Raw genomic sequence first — 21869 nt, 5'->3', positions numbered from 1 at the left:
CCGGAAACAGGGATTAGGTTCAGACTAATCAAGGGCTTCCGTGTGGATGCGCCAGATTTCAATCCTGGCGCGAAGGACCGGCCGCGCAAAGACGGCCGGAAAATTCTCTCGTCTTTTCAAGTCGTTGCGGCGAGGTCGATGCCGGCTCTCGATCGCATCTTACCGCGCTTTCGGGAACCATTGCCTCATATGCTCACGCCATAGGCAGGGCCGCGCCGCGGGGCGGGCAGGTGCCTAGTATTTGACCCACACAGTTTTGAGCGCGCAATACTTGTCAAAGCTGTGCAGCGAGAGGTCGCGGCCGAAACCGGACTGTTTCATGCCGCCGAACGGCGTCATGGCGGAGAGGGCATCGACGGTGTTGACCGAGACCGTGCCGGCATTCAGCCGGTCGGACACGGAGAGCGCCCGCGACAGGTCCTTCGTCCAGACGGAGGCGGCGAGGCCGTATTCGCTGTCATTGGCGATGCGCAGTGCCTCCTCGTCCTGGTCGAAGGGCGTGATGGCGAGCACGGGGCCGAAGATTTCCTCCCGCGCGATGCGGGCGTCGGCGGGCACGTCGTTAAAGATGGTCGGCTGGATATAGCAGTCCGAGCCGTCGCGCGTCTCGCGCTCGCCGCCATGGGCAAGGCGGGCTTCCGTGCGGCCGATGTCGATATAGCCGGCGACGCGGTCGGCATGGGTCTTTTCCACCAGCGGCCCCATGCGGGTTGCCGGGTCCAGCGGGTCGCCGAGCGGCCAGGCGGCGGTGGCGGCGATCAGCTTTTGCGTGAATTCCTCCTGCACGGAGCGGTGCACCAGCAGGCGGGAGTTCGCGGAGCAGACCTCGCCCGAATTGAACAGGATGCCGAAGGCCGCCATCTCGGCCGCCTTGTCGAGATCGGCATCGGCGAAGATCAGGTTCGGCGATTTGCCGCCGGTCTCCAGCCAGACCTGCTTCATGTTGCTCGCCCCCGCATAGGTCATGAAGAGTTTTCCGACCTTGGTCGAGCCGGTGAAGACCAGCGCATCGACATCCGGGTGCAGGCCGAGCGCGCGGCCGGCATCCTCGCCGAAACCGGGCACGACGTTCAGCACGCCATCCGGCAGGCCCGCCTCGGAGGCCAGTTCCGCCAGCATTAGGGCGGAAAGCGGCGACTGTTCGGCCGGCTTCAGCACGACGGAATCGCCGGTGGCGAGCGCCGGCGCCAGCTTCCAGGTCGCCATGTCGAGCGGGAAATTCCACGGCACAACGGCGCCGATGACGCCGAGCGGCACGCGGCGGATCAGCGCAAGGTCGCCGCGCCCGGTCGGCGCGATCTCGTCATAGAGCTTGTCGATCGCTTCGGCATGCCACTGGAAGAAATGGGCGGAGCCGGGCGCATCGATCGTCGTGCTGTCGCTGATCGGCTTGCCCATGTCGAGCGTGTCGAGCAGCGCCAGTTCCGGCACGTTCTCGCGGATGAGGGCGGCAAGCCGCAGCAGCACCTCCTTGCGCTCGGCCGGCGATTTTCCCGACCAGCGGCCATCGTTGAAGGCGCGTCGTGCCGAGGCGACGGCGGCGTCGATATCCTCGGCCGTGCCGCGCGCGACGGCGGTCAGCACCTGCGCGTTCGCCGGGTTCACGGTCTCGAAGCGCCCGCCCTTCGCGGCATCCCGAAAGCCGCCGTCGATATAGAGGCCGTTGCGAAATTTGAGGCTCGCGGCGCGGCTGCGCCAATCGGTCGTGGTCATGAAATGCCTTTCTGTTCCGGGGTGTCGCCGGCGGAAACCGGCAGGTCCATGCCCATGCCGAGGATCTTTTCGCCGCAGAAATCGATGAAGCGCCGCACGGTCAGCGGCGGGCTTGCGCCGCGCATGGCGATGATGCCCATGCGCATGGGCCGCAGGTTGCCGTTGAGCGAGACGAAGGAGAGTTTGCCGCCATCCAGCGCATAGGTGGAGACGGGCCTTATATTGGCGATGGAATAGCCGAAACGGTTGGCGACCATCGCCCGCATCACCGACATGTCGCGCGTGCGCTCGACGATATGCGGCGTCAGCCCCGCCTCGCGGAAGAGCGAGAGGAAATAGGCCGAGCTATAGGGCAGGTCGAGCAGGATCATCGGGTGGGGGGCCAGATCCTCCACCGTCACGTCAGCGCGTCCTGCCAGCGGATGCTCCTCGTGCAGCACGGCATAGGGCGGCAGCACGGCGAGTTCGTGAAACTCCATGTCGGCGGGAATGTCGAGATCGTAGGAGAGCGCGATGTCAAAGCGCGCCATGCGCAGGCCTTCGAGGATGCGGGCATGGTCGCGCTCGTACTGGAAGAAATCGACATCCGGATAAATATCGGAAAAGGCGCGGCGCAGCGAGGGAATGACGGCCTGCGCGAAGGTGACGAGGCAGGCGACATGCAGCGGCCCGCGGATCTGCCCGGTCAGCTCGTTGGAGAGCGCGTTGAGTTTCGCCGCCTCGCCGAGAATCTGGCGGGCCTGCTCCACGAAGATGCGCCCGGCCTGCGTCAGCGACAGACCATGCGCATGGCGGCGCACGAAGAGCGTGATGCCGAATTCCCGTTCGAGCTGGGAGATCGCGGCGGAGACGGAGGGCGCGGACACGTTCACCCGCTCGGCGGCTTCCGTGACCGAGCCGTACTCCCCGACCGCGACGAGATATTCCAGTTGCCGAAGCGTGAAGCGCAAAACCATGTCCGTATCCTTGTTGAGCCGCCAATTAAGGAACAGATTCATGCGCGGGGAAAGGGCGGCATCGCTGCAGGAGGATGGAAAGGCAGGGACCTCGCGTGGATCTGGGTTGCGGATCATGGTCAACTCGCTTCCTGCTTGCGGCACGCCGCGCCCCGGCGGCCCGGAACGCAGCTCGATAGGGAGGGCCGTCAGGCGCTCTTGCTGGAGCGGCTCGATTGCCCTTCGGCGATGTAGCCCGCGAGATAATCCGCATCGTGCCAGCAGCCCCAGATGAAGGAGGAGGCGCGGCGCGACAGCCAGGGCAGGCCGACGAAATAGAGGCCCGGCACCCGGGAAACGCCGCGTTCGTGCACCGGCCGACCCTTCTCGTCGAAGGCGTCGAGTTTCGCCCAGCCGAAATCCTGCGCATAGCCGGTCGCCCAGATGATCGCGGTGATGCCGGCGGCCTTGAGATCGAGCGTCAGGATCGGCTCGGTCACGCAAGCGGGGTCCGGCTCCATCCTGCGGGCGTCCGGCTCTTCCGGCAGGTCGAGGCCCTGCTGTTTGGCATAGGCGTCGGCCTGGTCGAGTAGCGAGAGATAATTGGCGTCGCCGAGCGCGATGTTCTTTGCAAGGTCGGGGGCAAAATGCAGCTTGCCGTCCTCGAATGTCTCCGCCCGGCCGAGCAGCGTCATGCCGCGCGCGGCAAGGCGGCGGAAATCGACGGTGTTGCCGCCATAGGCGCCGGAAACGGCGATCGTCACATGTTCGGTGTTGGGGGCGGGCACCTTCAGGTCCCAGATGCCGAGCGCGCCCAGCCACCAGACGAAATCCTTGCCGCGATAGCGCCGCGGCGGCCGGTCATGCGGGCCGATGGAGAGATAGACGGACTTGCCGGAGCGCAGCAGTTCGTCGGCGATCTGCGTGCCGGAAGAACCGGCGCCAACCACCAGCACCGCGCCCTCGGGAAGCTGCGCGGGGTTGCGATAGGCATGCGAATGGATCTGCACGATGCCCGTTTCCGCCGGCACGACGGTGGGGATGATCGGCCGCTGGAAGGCGCCGGTGGCGGCGACGACGTTCCGCGCCTCGATTGCACCCTCGGAGGTCTCCACGCGAAAAACGTCGCCGTCCTTGACGACCGATTTCACCTCGACGCCACAGCGGATCGGCGCCTTGATCTGTTCGGCATAGGCGACGAAATAGTCGGCGACCTTTTCCTTCGGGGCGAATTCATCCGGCTGGTAGTCGTCGAAACTCATGCCGGGAAAACGGTCGTGCCAGACGGGGCCGTTCGCCACCAGCGAATCCCAGCGCGCGGTGCGCCAGCTTTCGGCGATGCGGTTCTTCTCAAGCACGAGATGGGGGACGCCGCGTTTGCTGAGATGCTCGCTCATCGCCACCCCGGCCTGGCCGGCGCCGATGACGAGCGTATCCACTTTTTCCACTGACATGCCGGCGTCCTCTTCGCTTTACCAGGGTGTTCAGCCCGCGCGGCTGATGCATGACCACAGGTGTAAAGCACGCCGGAAATGCTCGACATGAGCGTTTGCTTCAGCGCTGATTAGGTCGCGGCTAAAGCGGTCTCCGAAAACGCAGCGACCGGCCCCTCGCGGAACCGGTCGCTTCGTTGCATTCGGGAGGCTTATTTCGCCGGGTTCGGGCCGATGCGCTTGCCGTGGTGCACGCGCTCCTCACCCTTATGGACCATGGTCACGGCATAATCGATGCCCATGCCATAGGCGCCGGAATGTTCCTTCACCAGCGCGGTGACGGCGTCGTAGGTCTCCTTGTGCGCCCAGTCGCGCTGCCATTCCAGCAGCACCTGCTGCCAGGTCACCGGCACGACGCCGGCCTGCACCATGCGGTCCATGGCATATTTGTGGGCGTCGACCGACGTGCCGCCGGAGGCATCCGCCACCATGTAGATCTCGTAGTCGGTGTCATGCATGGCCGACAGCGCGAAGGTGGTGTTGCAGACTTCCGTCCAGAGGCCGGAGACGACGATCTTCTTGCGGCCGTTCGCAGCGTTCTTCGCCAGCGCGTCGCGCACGTTCTGGTCATCCCAGGAGTTCATCGAGGTGCGTTCGAGAATGTCGTTTTCCGGGAAGACGGCGAGCAATTCGGGATAGGTGTGGCCGGAGAACGAGCCGGTCTCGACCGTGGTGATGGTGGTCGGAATGTCGAAGATCCTGCCCGCCTTGGCAAGGCCGACGACATTGTTCGTCAGCGTCTGGCGGTCGATCGACTGCACGCCGAAGGCCATCTGCGGCTGCTGGTCGATGAAGATGAGCTGGCTGTTCTTCGGGGTCAGGACTTCGAGTTTGCCGGACATGGTGTTCTCCTCTCTCGGGTTGGTGCGCCGTGGCGCCGCTGTCTATGGAGATGAAGCTACCGGAGTTGATTGCCCCGCGGAATTACAATAATAATTCCGATTGAATTGCGATTTATGGAATAATCGAGATGAACGACACCAAGGCCCTGCGCATCTTCCTCCTCGCCGCCGAAAAGCGCAACTTCGCCCAGGTGGCGCGCGAACTCGACATGGCGCCCGCCGCGATCACGCGGGCGATTGCGGCACTCGAAGAAGACCTCGGCATCCAGCTTTTCGTGCGCACGACGCGGCAGGTGTCGCTGACGACGGACGGCGCGATCTTCGCCGCCCAGGTCCAACCGGCCATGCAGGCGCTGGAGACGGCGCGCAAGGACGTGATCAACGCCAACAAGGCGGACCAGGGGCGGCTTCGGATCAGCGCGCCGACCTGGTTCGGCAAGACCGCGCTGCCAGGCGTGCTCTCGGGTTTTCGCACGCTCTACCCGAAGATCAATTTCGAGATTTCGTTGGCCGACGGTTTCGTCAACATCCTCGACCAGGATTTCGACCTCGCCATCCGCATCTCGGCCGCCCCCTCCGACAAGTTCACCATCTGGCGCAAGGTCTGCCTGATCCGCCGCGTGCTGGTCGCCGCCCCCGGCAGCCGGTTCGCGGGCATGGCGCATCCGGGTGAACTGACGCCCGATGCATGCCTCGCCTATAACGGCGAGAGCCGGCGCGAGGCCTGGCTGTTGACGGACGGCAGCGCCAGCGTGGAAATCTCCGCCGGCCGCGCCTTCAGCGCCAACAATGGCGACCTGCTCGCCGACATGGCGGCGGAAGGGGCGGGCGTGGCGCTGCTGCCGCATTTTCACATCGCCGAGCACCTGGCAACCGGCCGGCTGGTGCACGTCTTCCCGCAATGGTCGCCGCCCGACCTCTGGCTGACCCTCTACTACCCGCCCTACCAGGCCCTGCCACCCCGCATCGCCACTTTCTCGAAATATTTCGAGGAGCGCGTCCCGGCCCTCATGGACGCGCTGCAATAGGAAGGCGGGGCACGGTGCCGGCTATCTTGCCAGCCAGTTTTCCACATCCAGGCCCCGGATGCGGCTGAATTCGCGTGTGTTGTCCGTCACCAATGTCAGATTGAGCGCCTGGGCGTGGGCGGCGATCAGCAAATCGTTGAGACCGATAATCTGCCCGGCCATCTCCAGTTCCGCACGAATGGCGCCATATCCTGCATCGACCGGCACATCTAGCGGCAGAACCGGAATCGTCCCGAGCACGCCCTCGACCTTTTCGAGCAGCCTGGCCGAACCCTTCTTCGCGCAACCGTAGCGCAGTTCGGCCGCGACGACGATGCTGGTGCAGATGTCCCGAGGCCCGACCTCCTCGATGCGCCGCGCCGCCGGCCCGAACGGGTTGCGGATGATGTCGCTGATGATGTTGGTGTCGAGCATATAGCCGCTCAAAAGATATTCTCGGGCTTTGCGGGCATATCCTCGATATCCGGGAATTGGTCCTCCGGCCCGAGCGGCGCTTCCTTCTTCCACTGGGCCAGCAGTTCCACGATGTTGGCCGGCCCGGTGACGGGCTCGATGATGAGCTTCATGCCCTCGCGACGAATCAACACGCGATCCCCCGGCAACTCGAATTCCACGGGAATCCGCACCGCCTGGCTGCGGTTGTTGCGAAACAACTTGGCCTCTTTGGGCTTTGACGAGGGTGATCGGATGGGCATGGCGTCGGCTCCCATGTATATGCAGTTTGTATATGCCAACCGCGGGCGCGTCAAGCCGGCAGGCTTTGCACCATACGCTCCAGACTGGTCGCAAGCACGCCGAGGAAGAGCGCGAAGAAGCCGCGCGGGGTGTGCGGGTCGGCCTGCCTGTCGCCATAGGCCTTGGCGAGAAAGCGGTAGGCGTGCAGGTTTTCGGGCGGAATGTAGGTGGGCGCCTGGGCTGGCGACTGCCGCAGGGAGTACCAGTCGACCACGAGATCCAGCAGCGGGCGAGCCTGCATCCAGGGGGCATCAACACCGGATTCCGCCGCCTTCGCCTCCAGCGCCGTGCCTGCCATCAGCAGGCCGAGATCCCACAGCGTCATGCGCCGCGCCTGCGCCGCCATTTCCGGCGGCCATTCCTTCGGCAGGAAGCGCTCCAGCACCAGCGGGCGCATATGGCGGTGGAGGAAGGTGCCGTAGTCTGGCGCTGCCATCGCCGGGTCCGGCGCGATGCCGGCGCGGGCGTGTTCGGCGCGGTAGAGCGCGAGGAGATCGGCATCGAGCGGCTCTTCGGCGAGCGACACGCTCTCCACCATCGGTGCCTCACCTTCCGCATGCACGACGACGAAGCCGGCCGGGAAGGCGACGAGCGAGGGCACGGCGATATTGGTGAGGCCAGCGAGGCGGGTACGGGCCTCGACATGCAGGTGGCCGCTGAAATGCAGCCGCAGGCCGGCCTTGTCGAGCGTCTCCGCCACAAGGGGACGCGGCGTGCGTTTCGCCACGTTGGTCTCGCCGAACAGCCGGCGCTCGGTTTGCGCATCGTCCTCGAACGGATCGACCGCCGGATAATGCGAGAAGGCGAGCAGCTGCTTGCCCTCACGCTCGGCGCGCGCCGCGACGTCGGCGATCCAGTCGATGAGATAGGGTTTGACCCGCAAAAGCGCGTTCCAGCCGGCGTCCGAACTGTCGATGAAGGCCTTTTTCCGGGAGATATCGCGCCCGCCATTGCGCGGCTCGAAGACATTGGCGTCGATCATCAGCAGCCAGAGGCCCGCCTCCGGCTCGGCCAGATAGGAGGCGTCCATCAGCCGGCGCATGGTCTTTCCGTCGGCGGAAAAGAGGTCGTGTTCGCGCGCGGCCGTGTCGTCGCTCTCGCCGAAGGGCGTTTCCCAATGGAGATATTCCGGGCGGCGGAAATAGCCGAAATCGCGCATCGGCATGAGGCCTGCCGGAATACCCTCGCAATACATTTTTGGCGTGACGACCGGGTTGCCGGGATCGTCGGCGGCCTTTTCGGCATCGCTGGTCACCAGCGTCGTGCCGCCCGTGGCATCGACATAGCGGGTGTCGCGATGCTTGCCGAGCGGGCCGAAGACGTCGTGGTTGCCGGGCGTGGCATAGAAGGCGAGGCCGTGGCGGGCGCGGTAGTTTTCCAGCAGCCGCACGAGGCTTGCCACCGTCTCGCGCTGGCCGTCGTCGCTATAATCGCCGAGCAGCACGACATGGCGGATGCCGCGCGCGACGATGCGGTCGAGCGCGGCGGGCAGGGCGGCGAAACTCTCGTTGAACACGCGGGTCGAGCCGGCGGTATCGGCCCAGTTGCGCACCGTCAGCTTGCGGCCGGCGAGCGTAATGCCGGCGAAATCGTAGTCGCCCTCGATGTCGTGGAAATGGGCATCCGCGATGACGGCGACGGCCGGCATGGCGTTACGGCCTTCTGCGGTAGAGGAAGTAGCGGTCGTTATCGACCGTTGCGGGCAGCGGCAGCGGTTCGAGGGCCGCATGATCGAGCGGGAGGCCGCTGACGGCGATGCCGCCCGTGCCGAGCGCCTGCGCGACGATGCCGGGCAGCCAGGTCAGCGTGATGGCGTCCTTGTCCTCGTAGCCGGTGCCGATATCGGCATGGACGAGGGCCGCGCCCGTGCCGGCAAAGGCCTTCGCCGTCTCGGCGATCTCGCCGAGCACCAGGTCTTCGGCCGGCGGCGCGGAGGATGTATGCGCGCCAAAGGCGCGGTCGAAGGCGACGATGCGCCGGCCGGGGAATTTTTCGCGCAGGTGATCGAAAGTGCGGCCGTTGCCGAGGCCGATTTCCAGGATGGCGCCGGTGGCGGGCAGCGGCAGGCTATCGCGCACATGATCGATGACGTCGCGCTGGGCGGACATGCGGCGGATAAAACTTTCCAGACGGCTCATGGATGTCAGGCCTTGATGATCGTGTCGGCGGCAATGCCGCGCCGGGCGAAGACGTTGCGGGTGTCGACGATGAGCGTGCTCCAGTCGGCGAGTGCCGCATAGTCCACACCGTCATGGTCGGTGGCGATCAGCACGGCGTCGAAGGCGCGGATTTCCGCCTCGCTCCAGGCGACCGAGGGCCGGCCCTTGAAGGCGCCATATTCGCGGGTCGGCGGGATTTCCGGCACATGCGGGTCATAGTAGCTCGCCGAACCGCCGCGCTCCTCGATCAGCTCGATCAGCTTCAGCGAGGGGCTTTCTCGGATATCCGGCACGTTCTTCTTGTAGGCGAGGCCGATCACCAGCACCTTCGAGCGGCTCAGCGCCTTGCCCTGCCGCCGGTCGAGCGCTTCGGCGAGCTTTTCCACCACATGGCGCGGCATGGCGGAGTTGATCTCGCCGGCAAGCTCTATGAAACGGGTCGGCAGTTCATAGGCGCGCGATGCCCAGGTGAGGTAGAAGGGATCGATCGGGATGCAATGGCCGCCGAGGCCGGGGCCGGGATAGAAGGGCATGTAGCCAAAGGGTTTAGAGCTTGCCGCGTCGATCACCTCCCAGATGTCGACGCCCATGGCCTCGTAGATCACCTTGAGCTCGTTCACCAGCGCGATGTTGACGGCGCGGAAGACGTTTTCCGTGAGCTTCACTGCCTCCGCCGTGGCGGTGGAGGAGACCGGCACGACGGTCTTCACCACCGCGCCGTAGAAGGCAACGACCAGCGCCTGCGCCTCCGCGCCATCGCCGGCGACGACCTTCGGGATGGTCGAGGTCTGGAACTGTCGGTTGCCGGGGTCCTCGCGCTCCGGCGAGAAGCCCAGGAAGAAATCATGGCCCGATTTCAGCCCGCCGGCCTCCAGCGTGCGGCGCACGAGGCCGTCGGTGGTACCGGGATAGGTGGTCGATTCCAGCACGATGAGCTGGCCGGGGCGCAGCGTGCGCGCGATGTCGCGGCAGGTTTTTTCGACGAAACTCATGTCGGGATCGCGGTGGCGGGTGAGCGGCGTCGGCACGCAGATGGCGATGACGTCGCAATCGCCGAGCCGGCCGAAATCGCTCGTGGCGGCAAAGCGGCCGGCGCGGTGTTCCTCGGCGAGGATCTCGCTGGAAACGGCCTCGATATAGCTTCTTCCGGCGTCGATCGCGACGATCTTGCCGGGGTCGATATCGAAGCCGAGCACGGAAAAACCGGCGCGCGCGACGGTGATGGCGAGCGGCAGGCCGACATAACCGAGGCCGATGATGCCGATGCGCGCCTCGCGGGATTGGATGCGCGCAAGCAGCGTCTCGTGGGAAGGCAAGGCTGTTGGCATCGGCACTCCGCGCACATATACAAGACCGGCGTGTTCAGATGGGAGAGTTTGGCCGGCCTGTCAAGTCTCGCCCATCCACCGCCGAAACCAGCGCAACGAGTCCATGAAGATCGCATTCTACGCCCCGCTGAAGTCGCCGGAACATGCGGTTCCCTCGGGGGACCGGCTGATGGCGCGCCAGATCGTCGAATGCCTGAAGCGCGCCCGACATGAGGTGACGCTCGCCTCCGGGCTGCGCGCCTTCCTCGGCGATAGTGCCCACGAGGCCGGTTATGCGCGGCTCAAGGCGGAGGCCGAGGCGGAGATCGCCCGGCTTTCGGCGCTATGGCGGGGGCAGGGCGCGCCGGACCTGTGGTTCTGCTACCATCCCTATTACAAGGCGCCGGACCTGATCGGACCCGCGGTCTGCCAGACGTTCGGGCTCGCCTATGTGACGGCCGAGGCCTCCTATTCCCCGCGCCGCAACCTCGGCATCTGGCGCGAGATGCAGGCCGGCGTACTGCAAACGGTGCGCGGCGCGGCCGTCAATATCGGCCTCACCGCCCGCGACCGCGCGGGCCTTACGGATGCCGCCCCGGATGCGGCGATCGCCGCCTTGAAACCCTTCATCGACGAGGGGCTTTTCACCGCGCAGGCAGCGCAGCCGGAGCCTCACCACCTCGTCACGGTCGCCATGATGCGCGCTGGCGACAAGCTGGCGAGTTTTCGCGCGCTCGCGGAAGGCCTGAGCCGGATCGCAGACGTGCCCTGGCACCTTTCCGTGGTGGGCGATGGGCCTTTGCGCGCGGAGGTGCAAGCGCTCTTTGCCGGGTTTGGGGAAGGGCGGATCGACTGGCTGGGGCAGAGGGAGCGCGCGGAGGTGGCGGATATCCTGTCGAAGGGCGCGCTCTATGTCTGGCCGGGCTGCGGCGAGGCCTATGGACTTGCCTATCTGGAGGCGCAGGCCGCGGGGCTGCCGGTCGTCGCCTTCGCGACGGCGGGGGTGCCGGAGGTCGTCGAACACGGCGAAACGGGCCTGTTGACCGAACCGGGCGATGCCGCCGCCTATGCGGCGGCGATTGCGGCCCTGCTTGGCGATGCGGCGGAGCGCAGCCGCATGGCGAAAAATGCGCGCGCCCGTGTTGTCGCGGAGCATTCCCTGCCGGCCGCCGCAACGGCGCTCGATGCCATCCTGCGCCAATCCCTCGGAGAGAAGAGATGACGCTGCCCGCAATCGCAAAACCCCTGCTGGACGAAATCGCCCGCCGGGCCGATAGCGGCAAGCCGTTGCGCCTGTGGCTGCGCGACGACGATGCCATCGAGCCGACTGCCCCGCTCGACCGGCTGCTAACGCTGACGGCCGCGCATGACGTGCCGGTGCTGCTCGCCACCATTCCGGCGTTCACCGGGCAGGCGCTGGCCGATCGCCTTGCGGGCGAAAGCCGCGTCTCAGTGGCGGTGCATGGCTGGGCGCACAAAAGTTATGCGGGAGCGCACGAGAAGAACCAGGAACTGGGCGACCATCGGCCGGCGCAAGAGGTTCTTCGCGAACTGGGCGAGGGGTTTGGAAAACTGTCCGCCCTGCATGCCGGCCGATTCGCGCCGATGCTCGTGCCGCCGTGGAACCGCATCGCCCCGTCCGTCGTCGCCGGCCTGCCGGGCATCGGCTTTCGGGCGCTCTCGGTCTTCGGCCCGGAAAAGCCGGCGCCGCTTCAGATGCTGAACACCCATGTCGACATCATCGACTGGCGCGGCACGCGCGGCGGGCGGGAAGTGGAGGCGGTGATCGCCGATCTGGTGCGGGTCTCACAGGCGCAGGAGGGGCCGATCGGGCTCCTCACCCATCATCTGGTGCATGATCAAGCAGCGTGGGATGTGATGGCGCTGGTCTTCGAGGCGACCGCTGGGACAGCCGATTGCGGCTGGTTCGGCGTTGACGATCTGCTCACGGAAATATGAGCTGGCGTTAACCTTATCCCCTTGTTTCCGCCGCATTTCACCGGCATTTCTTCGCCACGCAAACAGGCGGATTCGCGAACGAATGCAGTCGATCGGCAAGACTACTGGAAACGCAAACGCCCGCCGAAAAGCGGGCGACACCGGACAGGTTGTCGTCGGTAGAGGAAGCGCTGAAGACGCCTTCAGTGGCTGTGGGCAAGCCGCTGGCCGACCACACGCATGGTTTCGGCCATGCTGCGCGGGCAGGTCGAGAGGACCTTCAGGAAGCAGTCCTTGCTGATGCGCAGGGCCTCGACGGCCGTTGAGGCCTTCACCGTGGCATTGCGCGCCGTGCCGCAGAGGATGGCGATTTCGCCAACGACCGAACAGCAGCCGGCGGAGGCAATTTTCTCGTCTCCGGAAGGGCCTGCCTTGTAAACGTCGACGACGCCCGACAGCACGACATAGGCAGCATCGCCTTCGTCGCCCTGATGGAAGAGTTCTTGGCCTTCACGGTAGCAGACGCGGTTGGAGGCAAATGCGAGCAGCTTGAGCTTTGCCGCATCAATCCCCGAGAAGAGCGGAACCCGTCGTAGCATCTGTACTTCGTCGTTCAGGATCATAATAGTCAACCGCCTCGATTTCGGCTACTCGATCAATTCTCACCAGTCATGCTATCAGTTGCTTGTATACCGTACCGCTTTCGACAATCGTGTCGTAGGCTCCGTCTTCCACCAATGTTCCGCCATCAAAAGCAAGCACTCTTTTAAAGTGTTTTGCAAGCGGGGTATTTGACAAAACCCAGACAACAGCCGGATTATCACCGCTCTTGGCCAGGAACGCAAGTGCTGCCTCCACGATGTGCTCCTGGAGGTGGTGGTCCAACCCCGAGAGCGGCCGGTTGAAGATGTAATAATCCGACCGGCGGATGAGTGCGCGTGCCAGGCTGAGCTTCAGCCGCTGCAAGTTGTTCAACCGCCGTCCGCCTGCCCCGACATTCGACTCGAGCCCCAGCGCCATCAGCGCGCGGTAAAGCTCGGGCCTTTTCCTGAGCAGGTCTCCGCCGATCTCCCTCAACTTCGGAACAGCATCGCTATAACGATGGTTAAGCTTGCCGAAGACGATATTGTCGACCAGCGTTCCTGACGTCAGATAAGCATTCGGGTCGTAACGTTCAATATAGCCCTGAAGTTCCGGCGGCAGGTTTGCATGGAACTGGTGGCGCACTTCTACGATCTTGCGCATCAGCGCCTCGTCGAGCACGCCGAAGCGGTGCCGCGGCTCGACATAGAAGAACGAGAGGCGGATGAGCGCGATGCGGTCCTCGTCGCTCGGCGTGGCATTGTGTCGCAGGCGCTGGAGCAGGTGTTGATAGGTCGGGATCTCGTCGCCCCGCATATAGGTCAGCTGCTCGAAGAACGGATGGTCGGGCGGCAAGTCCTTGAAGAGTTCGACCGTGCTTTCGGCAATGCCCTGGCCCATCTTGAACAGCGCGTCGCCGAGCCCGCTTTCGCGCATGATATTGCGGAAATACGACGTCTTGACGATCGCCCGGGTCGAGGCCTTCGGGTCCGGCATCATGCCGAAGAACAGGTTTTCGGCGACCGGCGCCTCTGTGTTGTAGGCGTCCTCCTCGAAGGGGATGACGAGGTTGTTCATGTCGCGGCGGTTGAGCTCTTCGCGCAGGTCCCGGCGCAAGGCGACGATCTCGGCGGCGACGGCGGGTGCCACCTCGGCATCGGCCGGCAGCGTCGAGTGCAGCGCGAGCTGCAGCACGTCGTCGGACAGTTCCACGATATCGAGCACCGCCATCATCGAGCCGAACAGCCCGGCCGAGCCATTGGCATGCAGCGTCTCCAGGTCGATCCAGTTGCCCTTGAGGTCGAAATCCGGATTGCCGGAGCGCTGCGCTTCCAGCACGTCCCATTTGCGCTGGTCGGAGGCCGCGCCCTTGTAGGCGGCGGGCTCAACGGGCGCATGCTTGACGCCGTAGAGCAGGTTGTCCTCCAGGCTGCCATGGAAGAAATAGGCATCGGGCGAGGCATAGGAGATGCGGCGGCCCGTCACGGATTCCGGCAGCGCATACAGGTCGTCGTCGCCGGCCGTCACCTTGCCGCCGGCGGGCCAGATGATGCGGCCGAGCGCTTCGGCCAGCCTGTCGCCGCCGCTCGCCGCCGTGCCGATGATGGCGACGGTTTCGCCGGGCGATATCTTGACCGAGACGTGCTCCAGCACGCGCCCGCCGATATCGTCCTCCAGCACCAGGTTGGTGGCGCTGAGCGGATGGTTCAGCATGGTGCCGTTCGCCGCGTTGAGGGCCTGGATTTCCGGCTCGATCAGGTTGTCGGCATCGAACTGCTCGACGACCTGCTCGTATTTCACCTGCACGTCCTGGCGCACCAGCTCCCAGTCGATCAGTTCCTTCAGCGGGCCGGGCAGCTCCTTGTAGGCGTTGATGACCGCCACCAACTGGCCGACGTCGAGCTTGCCGACGATCGTGAGGTAGCCGCCGATGCAATAGAACAGGAAGGGGGTGAGCTGGGCGAGGAAGTTGTTGAGGAATTTGACCAGGAACTTCCACTGGTAGATGTCGTAGCGGATGCGGAAGATGTGGCCGAGGCGCGCGGCGATGTCGGCGCGCTCGTAGTTGGAGGTGTCGTAGGCGTGGATCGTGCCGATGCCGTCGACGATCTCGGCGACGCGGCCGGCAAGCTGGCGGGCGGTGATCTGGCGCTCGCGGCCAAGCTCGATCAGCCGGCGGCGCATGCGCGGGATGATGCCGACCTGGATCATCGCCATGGCAAAGGCGATGAAACCCAGCCAGAAATGCTGGATGAAGATGAAGATCAGCGCCGTCAGCGCCTGGCCGCCGAGAAGGGCCGGCTGCACGAAGGCATCCGCGGTGAAGCCGCCGAGCGGTTCCACCTCGTCCTTGACCATGGAGGAGACTTCGCCGGCCTTGACGTGTTTGAAATATTTCGGCGGGAACCGGAGGATGCGGTCCACCAGCTCATAGCGGATGCGGCGCAGGAGCCGCTCGCCGAGGCGGCCCTTGTATGTGTTGATGTAATATTTGAACAGGCCGTTGATGATGACGAGCACGAGGAACGTCAGGCTGAGCGCGAGCAGCGACGGCATGCGCTCCAGCGGCAGGCCGCCATAAAGCTCGACATGCCCCCAGAACGGTATGTCGAAGCTGATCGGCATGAACAGCTCGGTATCGCCCGGCTGGTCGAAGCCGCTTCCCTGGATCGGGCCGTTGACGATCTGCTTGGGCAGGTCGAAGGCGAGATAATAAGGGATCATGGACAGGGCGACGATCAGCAGGATGAAGAGCTGCTGCGGCCGGGTGTGGTCCCAAATATATCGGGCGAGACTTTTTTCCATGGGAGACTTCTATGCGCGTGAACGGCGGCTGTCCGTATGAAGATTATAAGACAGCGGCAATACCGCAAGAGCTAGGAAGCCGTGTGGCCTTTTAGAAGGTCCCTCAGGATATTCGCGGTACGATTGGCGCCATCCAGTTGCAAATCGGGCACATTTTTCTCTGTTTCGGCGCAAAGCGCGCGGGAAATTGCGCCTGCCATCGTTTCCGCAGAAAGCTCATGCTCCGCCACGACGACCGCCCGGCCGAGTCGCTCCAGGCGCTCGGCACGCGCCGTCTGCTCCGTCTCGCCGCCGGACGCGAAGGGCACCAGCACCGCGCCGCAACCGGCCTCCAGCACATCGCAGACCGTGTTGTAGCCGGCCTGCGAGACCGAGAGGCGCGCGGCGGCGAGCAGGCTGCGGAAATCGGTACGGAAGCGCACGAGGTCGACAGTCTCCCCCGCCTGCGCGGCAAACCGGTCGAAATCGGCCTGCGGCAGGTTCGGGCCGGTGATGACCAGCCAGCGGCCGCTGCCGGCAAGGCGTTGCGACGCCTGGAGGGCGGCCTCGACCAGCCCCGCGCCGACCGCGCCGCCGCCGGCGGAGACGACGATATCGTAGCGCTCGGCCGCAGGCGTTGACGGGCCTGCGCCGACGAGGCCGGTATAGACGACGCGATCGGCAATCGCATCGGCCAGCGGAAAGGTATCCTCCAGCCGCACGAAACCCGGATCGCCATGCACCAGCACGCGGTCGAAATGGCGGCGCACGAGGTCGATGGTCTCCTCGTCGCGGCCGGGCTTGGCGCGCTCCTGCAGGATATCGCGCAGCGAGGTCATCAGCAGCGGGCGCGGCGTGCTCGCCTCGATCGCGTCGATCAGCGGCAGCAGCTCGAAGCGCACCTGGCGGCGGCCGAAGGGGAAGGCCTCGATGATGACGATGTCGGGCCGGCAGGCATGGTAGGCGGCGAGCAGCCGGTCGCGCCGATCGGCCTTGAAGGCCTCGTCGACGACCTTGCCGGTCTCGTCGACGAGGGCTGCAAAACCGCCGTCACCGACGGCGATCGCCGGCAGCGCGACATGGTCGATGCCGGGGCCGGGAAAGCCATCGACCGGCATGCCGCCGGTCACCAGCGTCACGGCGAAACCGTTGGCGCCAAGTGCGCGCACGATGCGGCTGGCGCGGGCCAGATGGCCGATGCCGAGCAGGTGCTGCACATAGAAGAGGACGCGGGGACTGCTCATGCGGTCTCCCGCGCTGCGGTTTCGAACAGGGATTTGAGCTGGGCGATGCTGGTGTGGTGGTCGAAGCTCGCGCGCACCTTGGCTTCTGCGGCCCGGCCGAGCCGGTCGCGCAGGGCCGGGTCGCGGATCGCGCGTTCGAGGGCTGCGGCGAGCGCCTCCGGGTCTTCCGAGGGCACCAGCAGGCCGTTGACATCGTTCTCGAACAGTTCGGGAATGCCGGAAATATCGGTTGCAACGCAGGTGAGCCGCTGGCTTGCGGCCTCCACCAGCACGTTCGGCAGGCCATCGCGGTCGCCATCGGCGGTGATGCGGCAGGCGAGCGCGAAAATATCGGCCTCGCGGTAGCCGGCGAGCACGTCCTTCTGGTCCATCGCGCCGAGCCAGCTGAGCTTTTCCGTTATGCCCAGCTCTTCGGCCAACCTCTGCAACATCGCCCGCTCGCCGCCGTCGCCGGCATGGACGAAGCGCCAGTGGAGGTCGGCGGGGAGGCGGGCCAGCGCCCGCAGCAGCACGTCATAGCCCTTCTTCGGCACCGCGCGCCCGACGCTGATGATGGTGACGGGGTTCTGCGGGTCGGAGCCGTCGCGGGGTGGGCGGGGGTTGCTTGCGGCGGGTGTGCAGCCGCAAGCGTCGTGCACCGGGTGAGCGTCACCCCCCTCTGTCCTGCCGGACATCTCCCCCTCAAGGGGGGAGATTGGATGGAGCAGCGTCTCGCCCATCTCGGAGGCCGCCGTTTGAGCACCGTCCTCACCGCCAGCCGATCTCCCCCCTTGAGGGGGAGATGTCCGGCAGGACAGAGGGGGGTGTACTCCCGCATCAACCGGCGGAAAGCGATCCAGATCGAGGCCGTGGTAGCTCAGATGCACCCGGTCGCCATTCGCTCCGGCAAGCGTTTGCAGATGCGCGTGCCCCGTCTTGGTGCAGGTCACGGCCCAGTGCGCCGTCGCGAGCTTTTCGGCGAGTTCCCAGTCCTGCGAGGTCCAGATGTCCTTGGCATGCGCCGAGACGGTCCAGGGGATGCCGAGCATCTTGCTGGCATAATTGGCGACGGAGGCGGGGGTGTGGATGAAATGCGCGTGCAGCCAGCCGGCGCCCTCCGGCCATTCGCCGACGAGCACCGCCGCCTGGCCGAAGCGGCGGAAGCGGTTGCGGCTGAAATCGCGCGGCAAGTCCTTCAGGAACTGCCGCAGGGCCGCGCCGAAACCGGGCAGGCGAAAACTCCGCAACAGGCCGCGCAGCACGCGGATGGGCTCCTGGTGCAGGTATTCCGGCAGGTAGAAGACCGGCGCCCTGATCTCGTCGTGCACGGGGTGGCGCTTGCGATCCGTCGGGTGGCGCAGCGACACGAGCACGAGGTCGAGCCCGGCCCGCTCCAGCCCGAGCAGTTCCTGCGCGATGAAGGTTTCCGACAGGCGCGGATAGCCCTTCAGCAGCACGACGATCTTGTGCGGGGGCGCCAACGCGGTCTCGCCTCTCACTCGCCGGACGGGATCAGTTCGCGCGACGACAGCTCGTCGCCGACGATGCGGGCAATGTGGCGCAGGCCCTCCAGCCGGAGGCCCGGATGGCCGCTCGACGGCGGCGGGCGCTTCGGCAGCGCCTTCAGGGCTGCGGCAAGGCGGACCGGATCGCTCGATTCCTCCGGCAGCAGCATGTCGATGAGGCCGAGCTCGGCCGCGCGGGTGGCGCGGATGAGCTGTTCCTCGCGCGGCTGCACGCGCGGCACGATCAGCGCCGGCTTGTCGAAGGAGAGGATCTCGCAATAGGTGTTGTAGCCGCCCATCGCCACCACGCCCTGCGCACCCGCGACCAGGTCCTCCATGCGCGAATCAAACTCGATCACCTCTATATAGGGGATCTTCGCGGCCTCCTGGGTGAGCTTGGTGCGCTCGCCCTGCGGCATGTAGGGGCCGAGCACGATCAGCGCCCTGTGGGTCAGGTCGGGATCGTGCTGGTAGGCGCGGATGACGTCCTGCACGAGATCCGCCCCGTCGCCGCCGCCGCCGGTGGTGACCAGAATATAGTCGCCGGTCGGCTGGTACTGGGCGCGGTCCATCTGCAGCGCGTTGCGGTGCAGGAAGCCCACGAATTTCAGCTTTTCGCGCACACCGTCGGGCACGTCGAGGCCGATCAGCGGATCGTAGAAATCCGGCGGGCCATAGACCCAGATGTCGTCGTAGAACTTCTCGATCTTGTGCATGACGTCCTTGCGCTTCCACTCGGCTTCGAGCAGGTGCGGCGCGTCCATCACTTCGCGAAGACCCAGAATCAGCCGCGTGCCGCGGCCCTTCAGGTAGGCGAGCGTCTCCTCCACCTCGCCGGAAAGCCCCATCGGCTCCTTGTCGATGATGAAGATGTCCGGCCGGAAGGTCTCCGCCGTGTGGCGGATGATCGAGCGGCGCATGGTCAGCGTGTCTTCGAGGTCGATATGGCGCTCCAGCGAGGTATATTCGCCGTTGCGCAGCTTGATGACGCTCGGGATCTTCACGAAATCGACGCGGGCGCGGTAATCGAAGGCGCCGGCGATGGTGGCGCCCGAGATGATCAGCACGTTGAGGCCGCGATATTCCTCGACCAGCGCATGCGCAATCGTGCGGCACCGGCGCAGGTGGCCGAGACCGAACGTGTCATGGCTGTACATGAGGATGCGGGCGTGTTCGAAACTCCGGCTCACGGGAAAAGCCTCCAGGCTCGCGCCGGGATCGCCGTCGAAAAGCTCTTGTGCATTGGTCGTCCCAACGATCTCACTTGTAGGGGTCAGCCGCATCGCGCAGTCCATCGCCGAGGAAATTGAAAGCAAGAATGACCAAAACGACAGGTACTACCGGAAAAAGCAGCCACGGATAAAGGGCGATGATGTTGATGCTGCGAGCCTCTGTCAGAAGAATGCCCCAGCTTGTGATGGGCGGCCGAAGGCCCAGCCCGAGAAAACTCAATGCCGTCTCGCCGAGGATCATGCCCGGAATGGTCAGCGTTGCGCTGGCAATCAGATGGGACATGAAGCCGGGCACGAGATGGCGGCGGATGATGCGGGCGCTGCCTGCGCCCATGACCTGGGCCGCCAATACATAATCTTCCTCGCGCAAGGCAAGAAGTTTCGAGCGCACGGCGCGCGCAAGTCCGGTCCAGTCCAGCATGCCGAGGATGATGGTAATGCCGACATAGACGAGAATAGGGCTCCAGGTGACCGGAATGATCGCGGCGAGCGCCATCCACAGCGGAATGCTGGGGATCGATTGCAACACCTCGATGACACGCTGCACGATGAGGTCGAAAATGCCGCCGTGATAGCCGGCAAGGCCGCCGATGACGATGCCGAGCACGAAGCTCATCATGACGCCGAGCGCGCCGATGGTGAGCGAGATGCGCGCGCCATAGAGGATGCGCGACAGCATGTCCCGCCCGAGCCGGTCCGTGCCGAGGAAGAAGAATTCGCCGTCCTTGGCCGGGCAGACGAGGTGCACGTCCGACTGGAACAGGCCCCAGAACCTGTAGCTGTCGCCGCGGCAGAAGAAGCGCAGCTTCTGAACATCGGTCCTGTCGTCGGTATAGACGCGCTGCAGCGTGTCCATGTCGAGCCTCATCGTCTGGCCGTAGACGAACGGCCCGACGAACGAGCCCTCATGCATGAAGCGCAGCGTCTGCGGCGGCGAATAGATGAAGTCGATGTTGCGGGTGTGCAGATTGTAGGGCGACAGGAACTCGCTGATCGCGATCATCAGGTAGACGGCGATGAGGAAGATGCCGGAGGCGAGCGCCATCCTGTGGCGGCGGAACTGCCACCACATGAGCTGGAACTGCGAGGCCTGGGCGATGACCTTCAGCTCCTCGACCTTGCGCTCCGCGGCATAGGGATCGAAGGGCGCGTCGGAGACGTAATGGCCGAGCGGCGCGCCGGGTTCAGGAAGCGGCGTCTTCACTTGCGGCTGCCTCCGCCAAGCCGGATGCGCGGGTCGAGGATCGCGAGCGCGATATCGGACACCAGCACGCCGACGACCGTCAGGAATGCGAGGAACATCAGGAAAGAGCCGGCAAGATACATGTCCTGGGTCTGGAGCGCCTTGATCAGCATGGGGCCGGTCGTTTCCAGCGACAGCACGATGGCCGTGACCTCCGCGCCGGAAATGATCGAGGGCAGGATGGAGCCGATGTCGGAGATGAAGAAGTTGAGCGACATGCGCAGCGGATATTTCAAGAGAACCCGCATCGGATGCAGGCCCTTGGAGCGGGCGGTGACGACATATTGCTTGTTGAGTTCGTCGAGCAGGTTGGCGCGCAGGCGCCGCACCATGCCGGCGGTGCCCGCCGTGCCGATGATGATGACCGGGATCCAGATATGCGACAGGATGGAGCGGAATTTCTCCCAACTCATCGCCGCGCCCATATATTCACGGTCCATCAGGCCGCCGATCGACACGCCGAACCAGATATTGGCGAAATACATCACGACGAGCGCCAGCATGAAGTTCGGCACGGCGATGCCGATGAGGCCGGCGAAGGTCAGGCCATAGTCGCCCCAGCTATACTGGTGGGTGGCGGAATAGATGCCGATCGGGAAGGCGATCAGCCAGGTGAAGATGATGGTGACGAAGGAAACCAGCACCGTCAGCCACAGCCGGTCGCCCACCACGTCGGAGACCGGCAGGCGATATTCGAAGGAATAGCCGAAATCGCCGACCAGCATTCCGCCGACCCAGTGCACGTAGCGCAGCACCGGCGGCTTGTCGAAGCCGTAGCGCTCGCGCAGCTCCTCGATCTCCGCCATGTCGGTCGCCTCGCCCATGGCGCGCAGTTCCGAAATGTAGCTCTCGAAATAATCGCCCGGCGGCAGCTCGATGATGACGAAGACCAGCATCGAAATGAGAAGCAGGGTCGGCACCATGACGGCGATGCGCCCGAGGATGTAGCGGATCATCGGGTGGGCCTTTCAGCGTGGTATTGGGCGAATACCCCCCTCTGGCCTGCCGGCCATCTCCCCCTCAAGGGGGGAGATTGGATGGAGTACCGCTTCGCCAATTTCAAAGGCCGGCGTTTCAAGTGAAGGGCCAGCCCCTTGCCGATCTCCCCCCTTGAGGGGGAGATGCCCGGCAGGGCAGAGGGGGGTATGGC

At 65.1% G+C, this 21869-nt stretch carries 19 protein-coding genes; 3 read left to right on the top strand and 16 right to left on the bottom strand.

What is annotated here, in order from left to right; all coding sequences use genetic code 11:
- Positions 1 to 234: 234 nt before the first annotated feature.
- The 4 genes from GB927_RS21435 to GB927_RS21420 form a co-directional block, all read right to left on the bottom strand.
- Positions 235 to 1713 carry an aldehyde dehydrogenase gene (locus tag GB927_RS21435; protein ID WP_256119245.1) on the bottom strand — a complete coding sequence of 493 codons (1479 nt, stop codon included), beginning with the start codon at positions 1711 to 1713 and terminating at the stop codon, positions 235 to 237.
- Positions 1710 to 2669: a LysR family transcriptional regulator gene (locus GB927_RS21430; protein WP_256119244.1), complete on the bottom strand. Its 960-nt coding sequence runs from the start codon at positions 2667 to 2669 to the stop codon at positions 1710 to 1712. The genes GB927_RS21435 and GB927_RS21430 overlap by 4 nt, the downstream gene beginning before the upstream one ends.
- Positions 2670 to 2857: 188 nt before the next feature.
- Positions 2858 to 4102 (bottom strand): flavin-containing monooxygenase, encoded by a 1245-nt coding sequence (locus tag GB927_RS21425; RefSeq protein WP_256119243.1) that lies wholly within the window; start codon positions 4100 to 4102, stop codon positions 2858 to 2860.
- Between the two features lie 191 nt (positions 4103 to 4293).
- Entirely contained in the window at positions 4294 to 4983 is a 690-nt protein-coding gene (locus GB927_RS21420) for a hydrolase (protein ID WP_256119242.1), read from the bottom strand.
- A gap of 128 nt (positions 4984 to 5111) precedes the next feature.
- Between GB927_RS21420 and GB927_RS21415 the strand changes: the two genes are divergently transcribed.
- Positions 5112 to 6011, top strand: coding sequence for a LysR family transcriptional regulator (locus tag GB927_RS21415; protein WP_256119241.1), 900 nt, complete (start codon positions 5112 to 5114; stop codon positions 6009 to 6011).
- Between the two features lie 21 nt (positions 6012 to 6032).
- Here the strand turns inward: GB927_RS21415 and GB927_RS21410 are convergent, their stop codons facing one another.
- From GB927_RS21410 to GB927_RS21390, 5 genes are read right to left on the bottom strand one after another with little or no spacing between them, the layout of a single operon-like run.
- Positions 6033 to 6437 (bottom strand): type II toxin-antitoxin system VapC family toxin, encoded by a 405-nt coding sequence (locus GB927_RS21410; RefSeq protein ID WP_256119240.1) that lies wholly within the window; start codon positions 6435 to 6437, stop codon positions 6033 to 6035.
- Entirely contained in the window at positions 6434 to 6706 is a 273-nt protein-coding gene (locus GB927_RS21405) for an antitoxin (RefSeq protein WP_256119239.1), read from the bottom strand. The genes GB927_RS21410 and GB927_RS21405 overlap by 4 nt, the downstream gene beginning before the upstream one ends.
- 50 nt (positions 6707 to 6756) lie before the next feature.
- Positions 6757 to 8394, bottom strand: coding sequence for a metallophosphoesterase family protein (locus GB927_RS21400; RefSeq protein WP_256119238.1), 1638 nt, complete (start codon positions 8392 to 8394; stop codon positions 6757 to 6759).
- A gap of 4 nt (positions 8395 to 8398) precedes the next feature.
- Positions 8399 to 8884 (bottom strand): class I SAM-dependent methyltransferase, encoded by a 486-nt coding sequence (locus tag GB927_RS21395; RefSeq protein WP_256119237.1) that lies wholly within the window; start codon positions 8882 to 8884, stop codon positions 8399 to 8401.
- Positions 8885 to 8889: 5 nt separating this feature from the next.
- Positions 8890 to 10233, bottom strand: a complete 1344-nt coding sequence (locus tag GB927_RS21390) for a nucleotide sugar dehydrogenase (RefSeq protein ID WP_256119236.1) — start codon at positions 10231 to 10233, stop codon at positions 8890 to 8892.
- Positions 10234 to 10336: 103 nt separating this feature from the next.
- On the opposite strand from GB927_RS21390, the gene GB927_RS21385 reads away from it, so the two are divergent.
- Together GB927_RS21385 and GB927_RS21380 are read left to right on the top strand one after the other, a co-directional pair.
- On the top strand, positions 10337 to 11434 hold the full coding sequence (locus GB927_RS21385; protein ID WP_256119235.1) for a glycosyltransferase family 4 protein: 1098 nt from the start codon (positions 10337 to 10339) through the stop codon (positions 11432 to 11434).
- Positions 11431 to 12171, top strand: coding sequence for a polysaccharide deacetylase family protein (locus GB927_RS21380; protein ID WP_256119234.1), 741 nt, complete (start codon positions 11431 to 11433; stop codon positions 12169 to 12171). The genes GB927_RS21385 and GB927_RS21380 overlap by 4 nt, the downstream gene beginning before the upstream one ends.
- Before the next feature lie 182 nt (positions 12172 to 12353).
- On the opposite strand, the gene GB927_RS21375 is transcribed toward GB927_RS21380, so the two are convergent.
- The 7 genes from GB927_RS21375 to GB927_RS21345 form a co-directional block, all read right to left on the bottom strand.
- The gene (locus GB927_RS21375) at positions 12354 to 12773 is read right to left on the bottom strand and encodes a cyclic nucleotide-binding domain-containing protein (RefSeq protein WP_256119233.1); all 420 of its coding nucleotides are present in this window, start codon (positions 12771 to 12773) and stop codon (positions 12354 to 12356) included.
- A gap of 46 nt (positions 12774 to 12819) precedes the next feature.
- Positions 12820 to 15537 (bottom strand): ABC transporter transmembrane domain-containing protein, encoded by a 2718-nt coding sequence (locus tag GB927_RS21370; RefSeq protein WP_256119232.1) that lies wholly within the window; start codon positions 15535 to 15537, stop codon positions 12820 to 12822.
- A 71-nt stretch (positions 15538 to 15608) separates the two neighbouring features.
- Positions 15609 to 16760, bottom strand: a complete 1152-nt coding sequence (locus GB927_RS21365) for a glycosyltransferase family protein (RefSeq protein ID WP_256119231.1) — start codon at positions 16758 to 16760, stop codon at positions 15609 to 15611.
- A complete protein-coding gene (locus tag GB927_RS21360) occupies positions 16757 to 18220 on the bottom strand; it encodes a glycosyltransferase (protein ID WP_256119230.1) in 1464 nt (487 codons plus the stop codon). The genes GB927_RS21365 and GB927_RS21360 overlap by 4 nt, the downstream gene beginning before the upstream one ends.
- A 14-nt stretch (positions 18221 to 18234) precedes the next feature.
- A complete protein-coding gene (locus GB927_RS21355; protein ID WP_256119229.1) occupies positions 18235 to 19434 on the bottom strand; it encodes a glycosyltransferase family protein in 1200 nt (399 codons plus the stop codon).
- 70 nt (positions 19435 to 19504) lie between these two features.
- On the bottom strand, positions 19505 to 20680 hold the full coding sequence (locus GB927_RS21350; protein ID WP_256119228.1) for an ABC transporter permease: 1176 nt from the start codon (positions 20678 to 20680) through the stop codon (positions 19505 to 19507).
- Positions 20677 to 21675 carry an ABC transporter permease gene (locus GB927_RS21345; protein WP_256119227.1) on the bottom strand — a complete coding sequence of 333 codons (999 nt, stop codon included), beginning with the start codon at positions 21673 to 21675 and terminating at the stop codon, positions 20677 to 20679. The genes GB927_RS21350 and GB927_RS21345 overlap by 4 nt, the downstream gene beginning before the upstream one ends.
- Positions 21676 to 21869 lie beyond the last annotated feature (194 nt).

Origin of the sequence: Shinella lacus, assembly GCF_010994755.1 — a bacterium.
Taxonomy (GTDB): domain Bacteria; phylum Pseudomonadota; class Alphaproteobacteria; order Rhizobiales; family Rhizobiaceae; genus Shinella; species Shinella lacus.
The sequence above is the reverse complement of the archived record's forward strand: the minus strand, read 5'-3'. Positions and strand labels throughout refer to the sequence as shown.

Coding starts and splice junctions, on each gene's coding strand:
- GB927_RS21435 (WP_256119245.1), bottom strand. CDS start 1,713: ATGACCACGACCGATTGGCGCAGCCGCGCCGCGAGCCTCAAATTTCGC.
- GB927_RS21430 (WP_256119244.1), bottom strand. CDS start 2,669: ATGGTTTTGCGCTTCACGCTTCGGCAACTGGAATATCTCGTCGCGGTC.
- GB927_RS21425 (WP_256119243.1), bottom strand. CDS start 4,102: ATGTCAGTGGAAAAAGTGGATACGCTCGTCATCGGCGCCGGCCAGGCC.
- GB927_RS21420 (WP_256119242.1), bottom strand. CDS start 4,983: ATGTCCGGCAAACTCGAAGTCCTGACCCCGAAGAACAGCCAGCTCATC.
- GB927_RS21415 (WP_256119241.1), top strand. CDS start 5,112: ATGAACGACACCAAGGCCCTGCGCATCTTCCTCCTCGCCGCCGAAAAG.
- GB927_RS21405 (WP_256119239.1), bottom strand. CDS start 6,706: ATGCCCATCCGATCACCCTCGTCAAAGCCCAAAGAGGCCAAGTTGTTT.
- GB927_RS21400 (WP_256119238.1), bottom strand. CDS start 8,394: ATGCCGGCCGTCGCCGTCATCGCGGATGCCCATTTCCACGACATCGAG.
- GB927_RS21395 (WP_256119237.1), bottom strand. CDS start 8,884: ATGAGCCGTCTGGAAAGTTTTATCCGCCGCATGTCCGCCCAGCGCGAC.
- GB927_RS21390 (WP_256119236.1), bottom strand. CDS start 10,233: ATGCCAACAGCCTTGCCTTCCCACGAGACGCTGCTTGCGCGCATCCAA.
- GB927_RS21385 (WP_256119235.1), top strand. CDS start 10,337: ATGAAGATCGCATTCTACGCCCCGCTGAAGTCGCCGGAACATGCGGTT.
- GB927_RS21380 (WP_256119234.1), top strand. CDS start 11,431: ATGACGCTGCCCGCAATCGCAAAACCCCTGCTGGACGAAATCGCCCGC.
- GB927_RS21375 (WP_256119233.1), bottom strand. CDS start 12,773: ATGATCCTGAACGACGAAGTACAGATGCTACGACGGGTTCCGCTCTTC.
- GB927_RS21370 (WP_256119232.1), bottom strand. CDS start 15,537: ATGGAAAAAAGTCTCGCCCGATATATTTGGGACCACACCCGGCCGCAG.
- GB927_RS21365 (WP_256119231.1), bottom strand. CDS start 16,760: ATGAGCAGTCCCCGCGTCCTCTTCTATGTGCAGCACCTGCTCGGCATC.
- GB927_RS21345 (WP_256119227.1), bottom strand. CDS start 21,675: ATGATCCGCTACATCCTCGGGCGCATCGCCGTCATGGTGCCGACCCTG.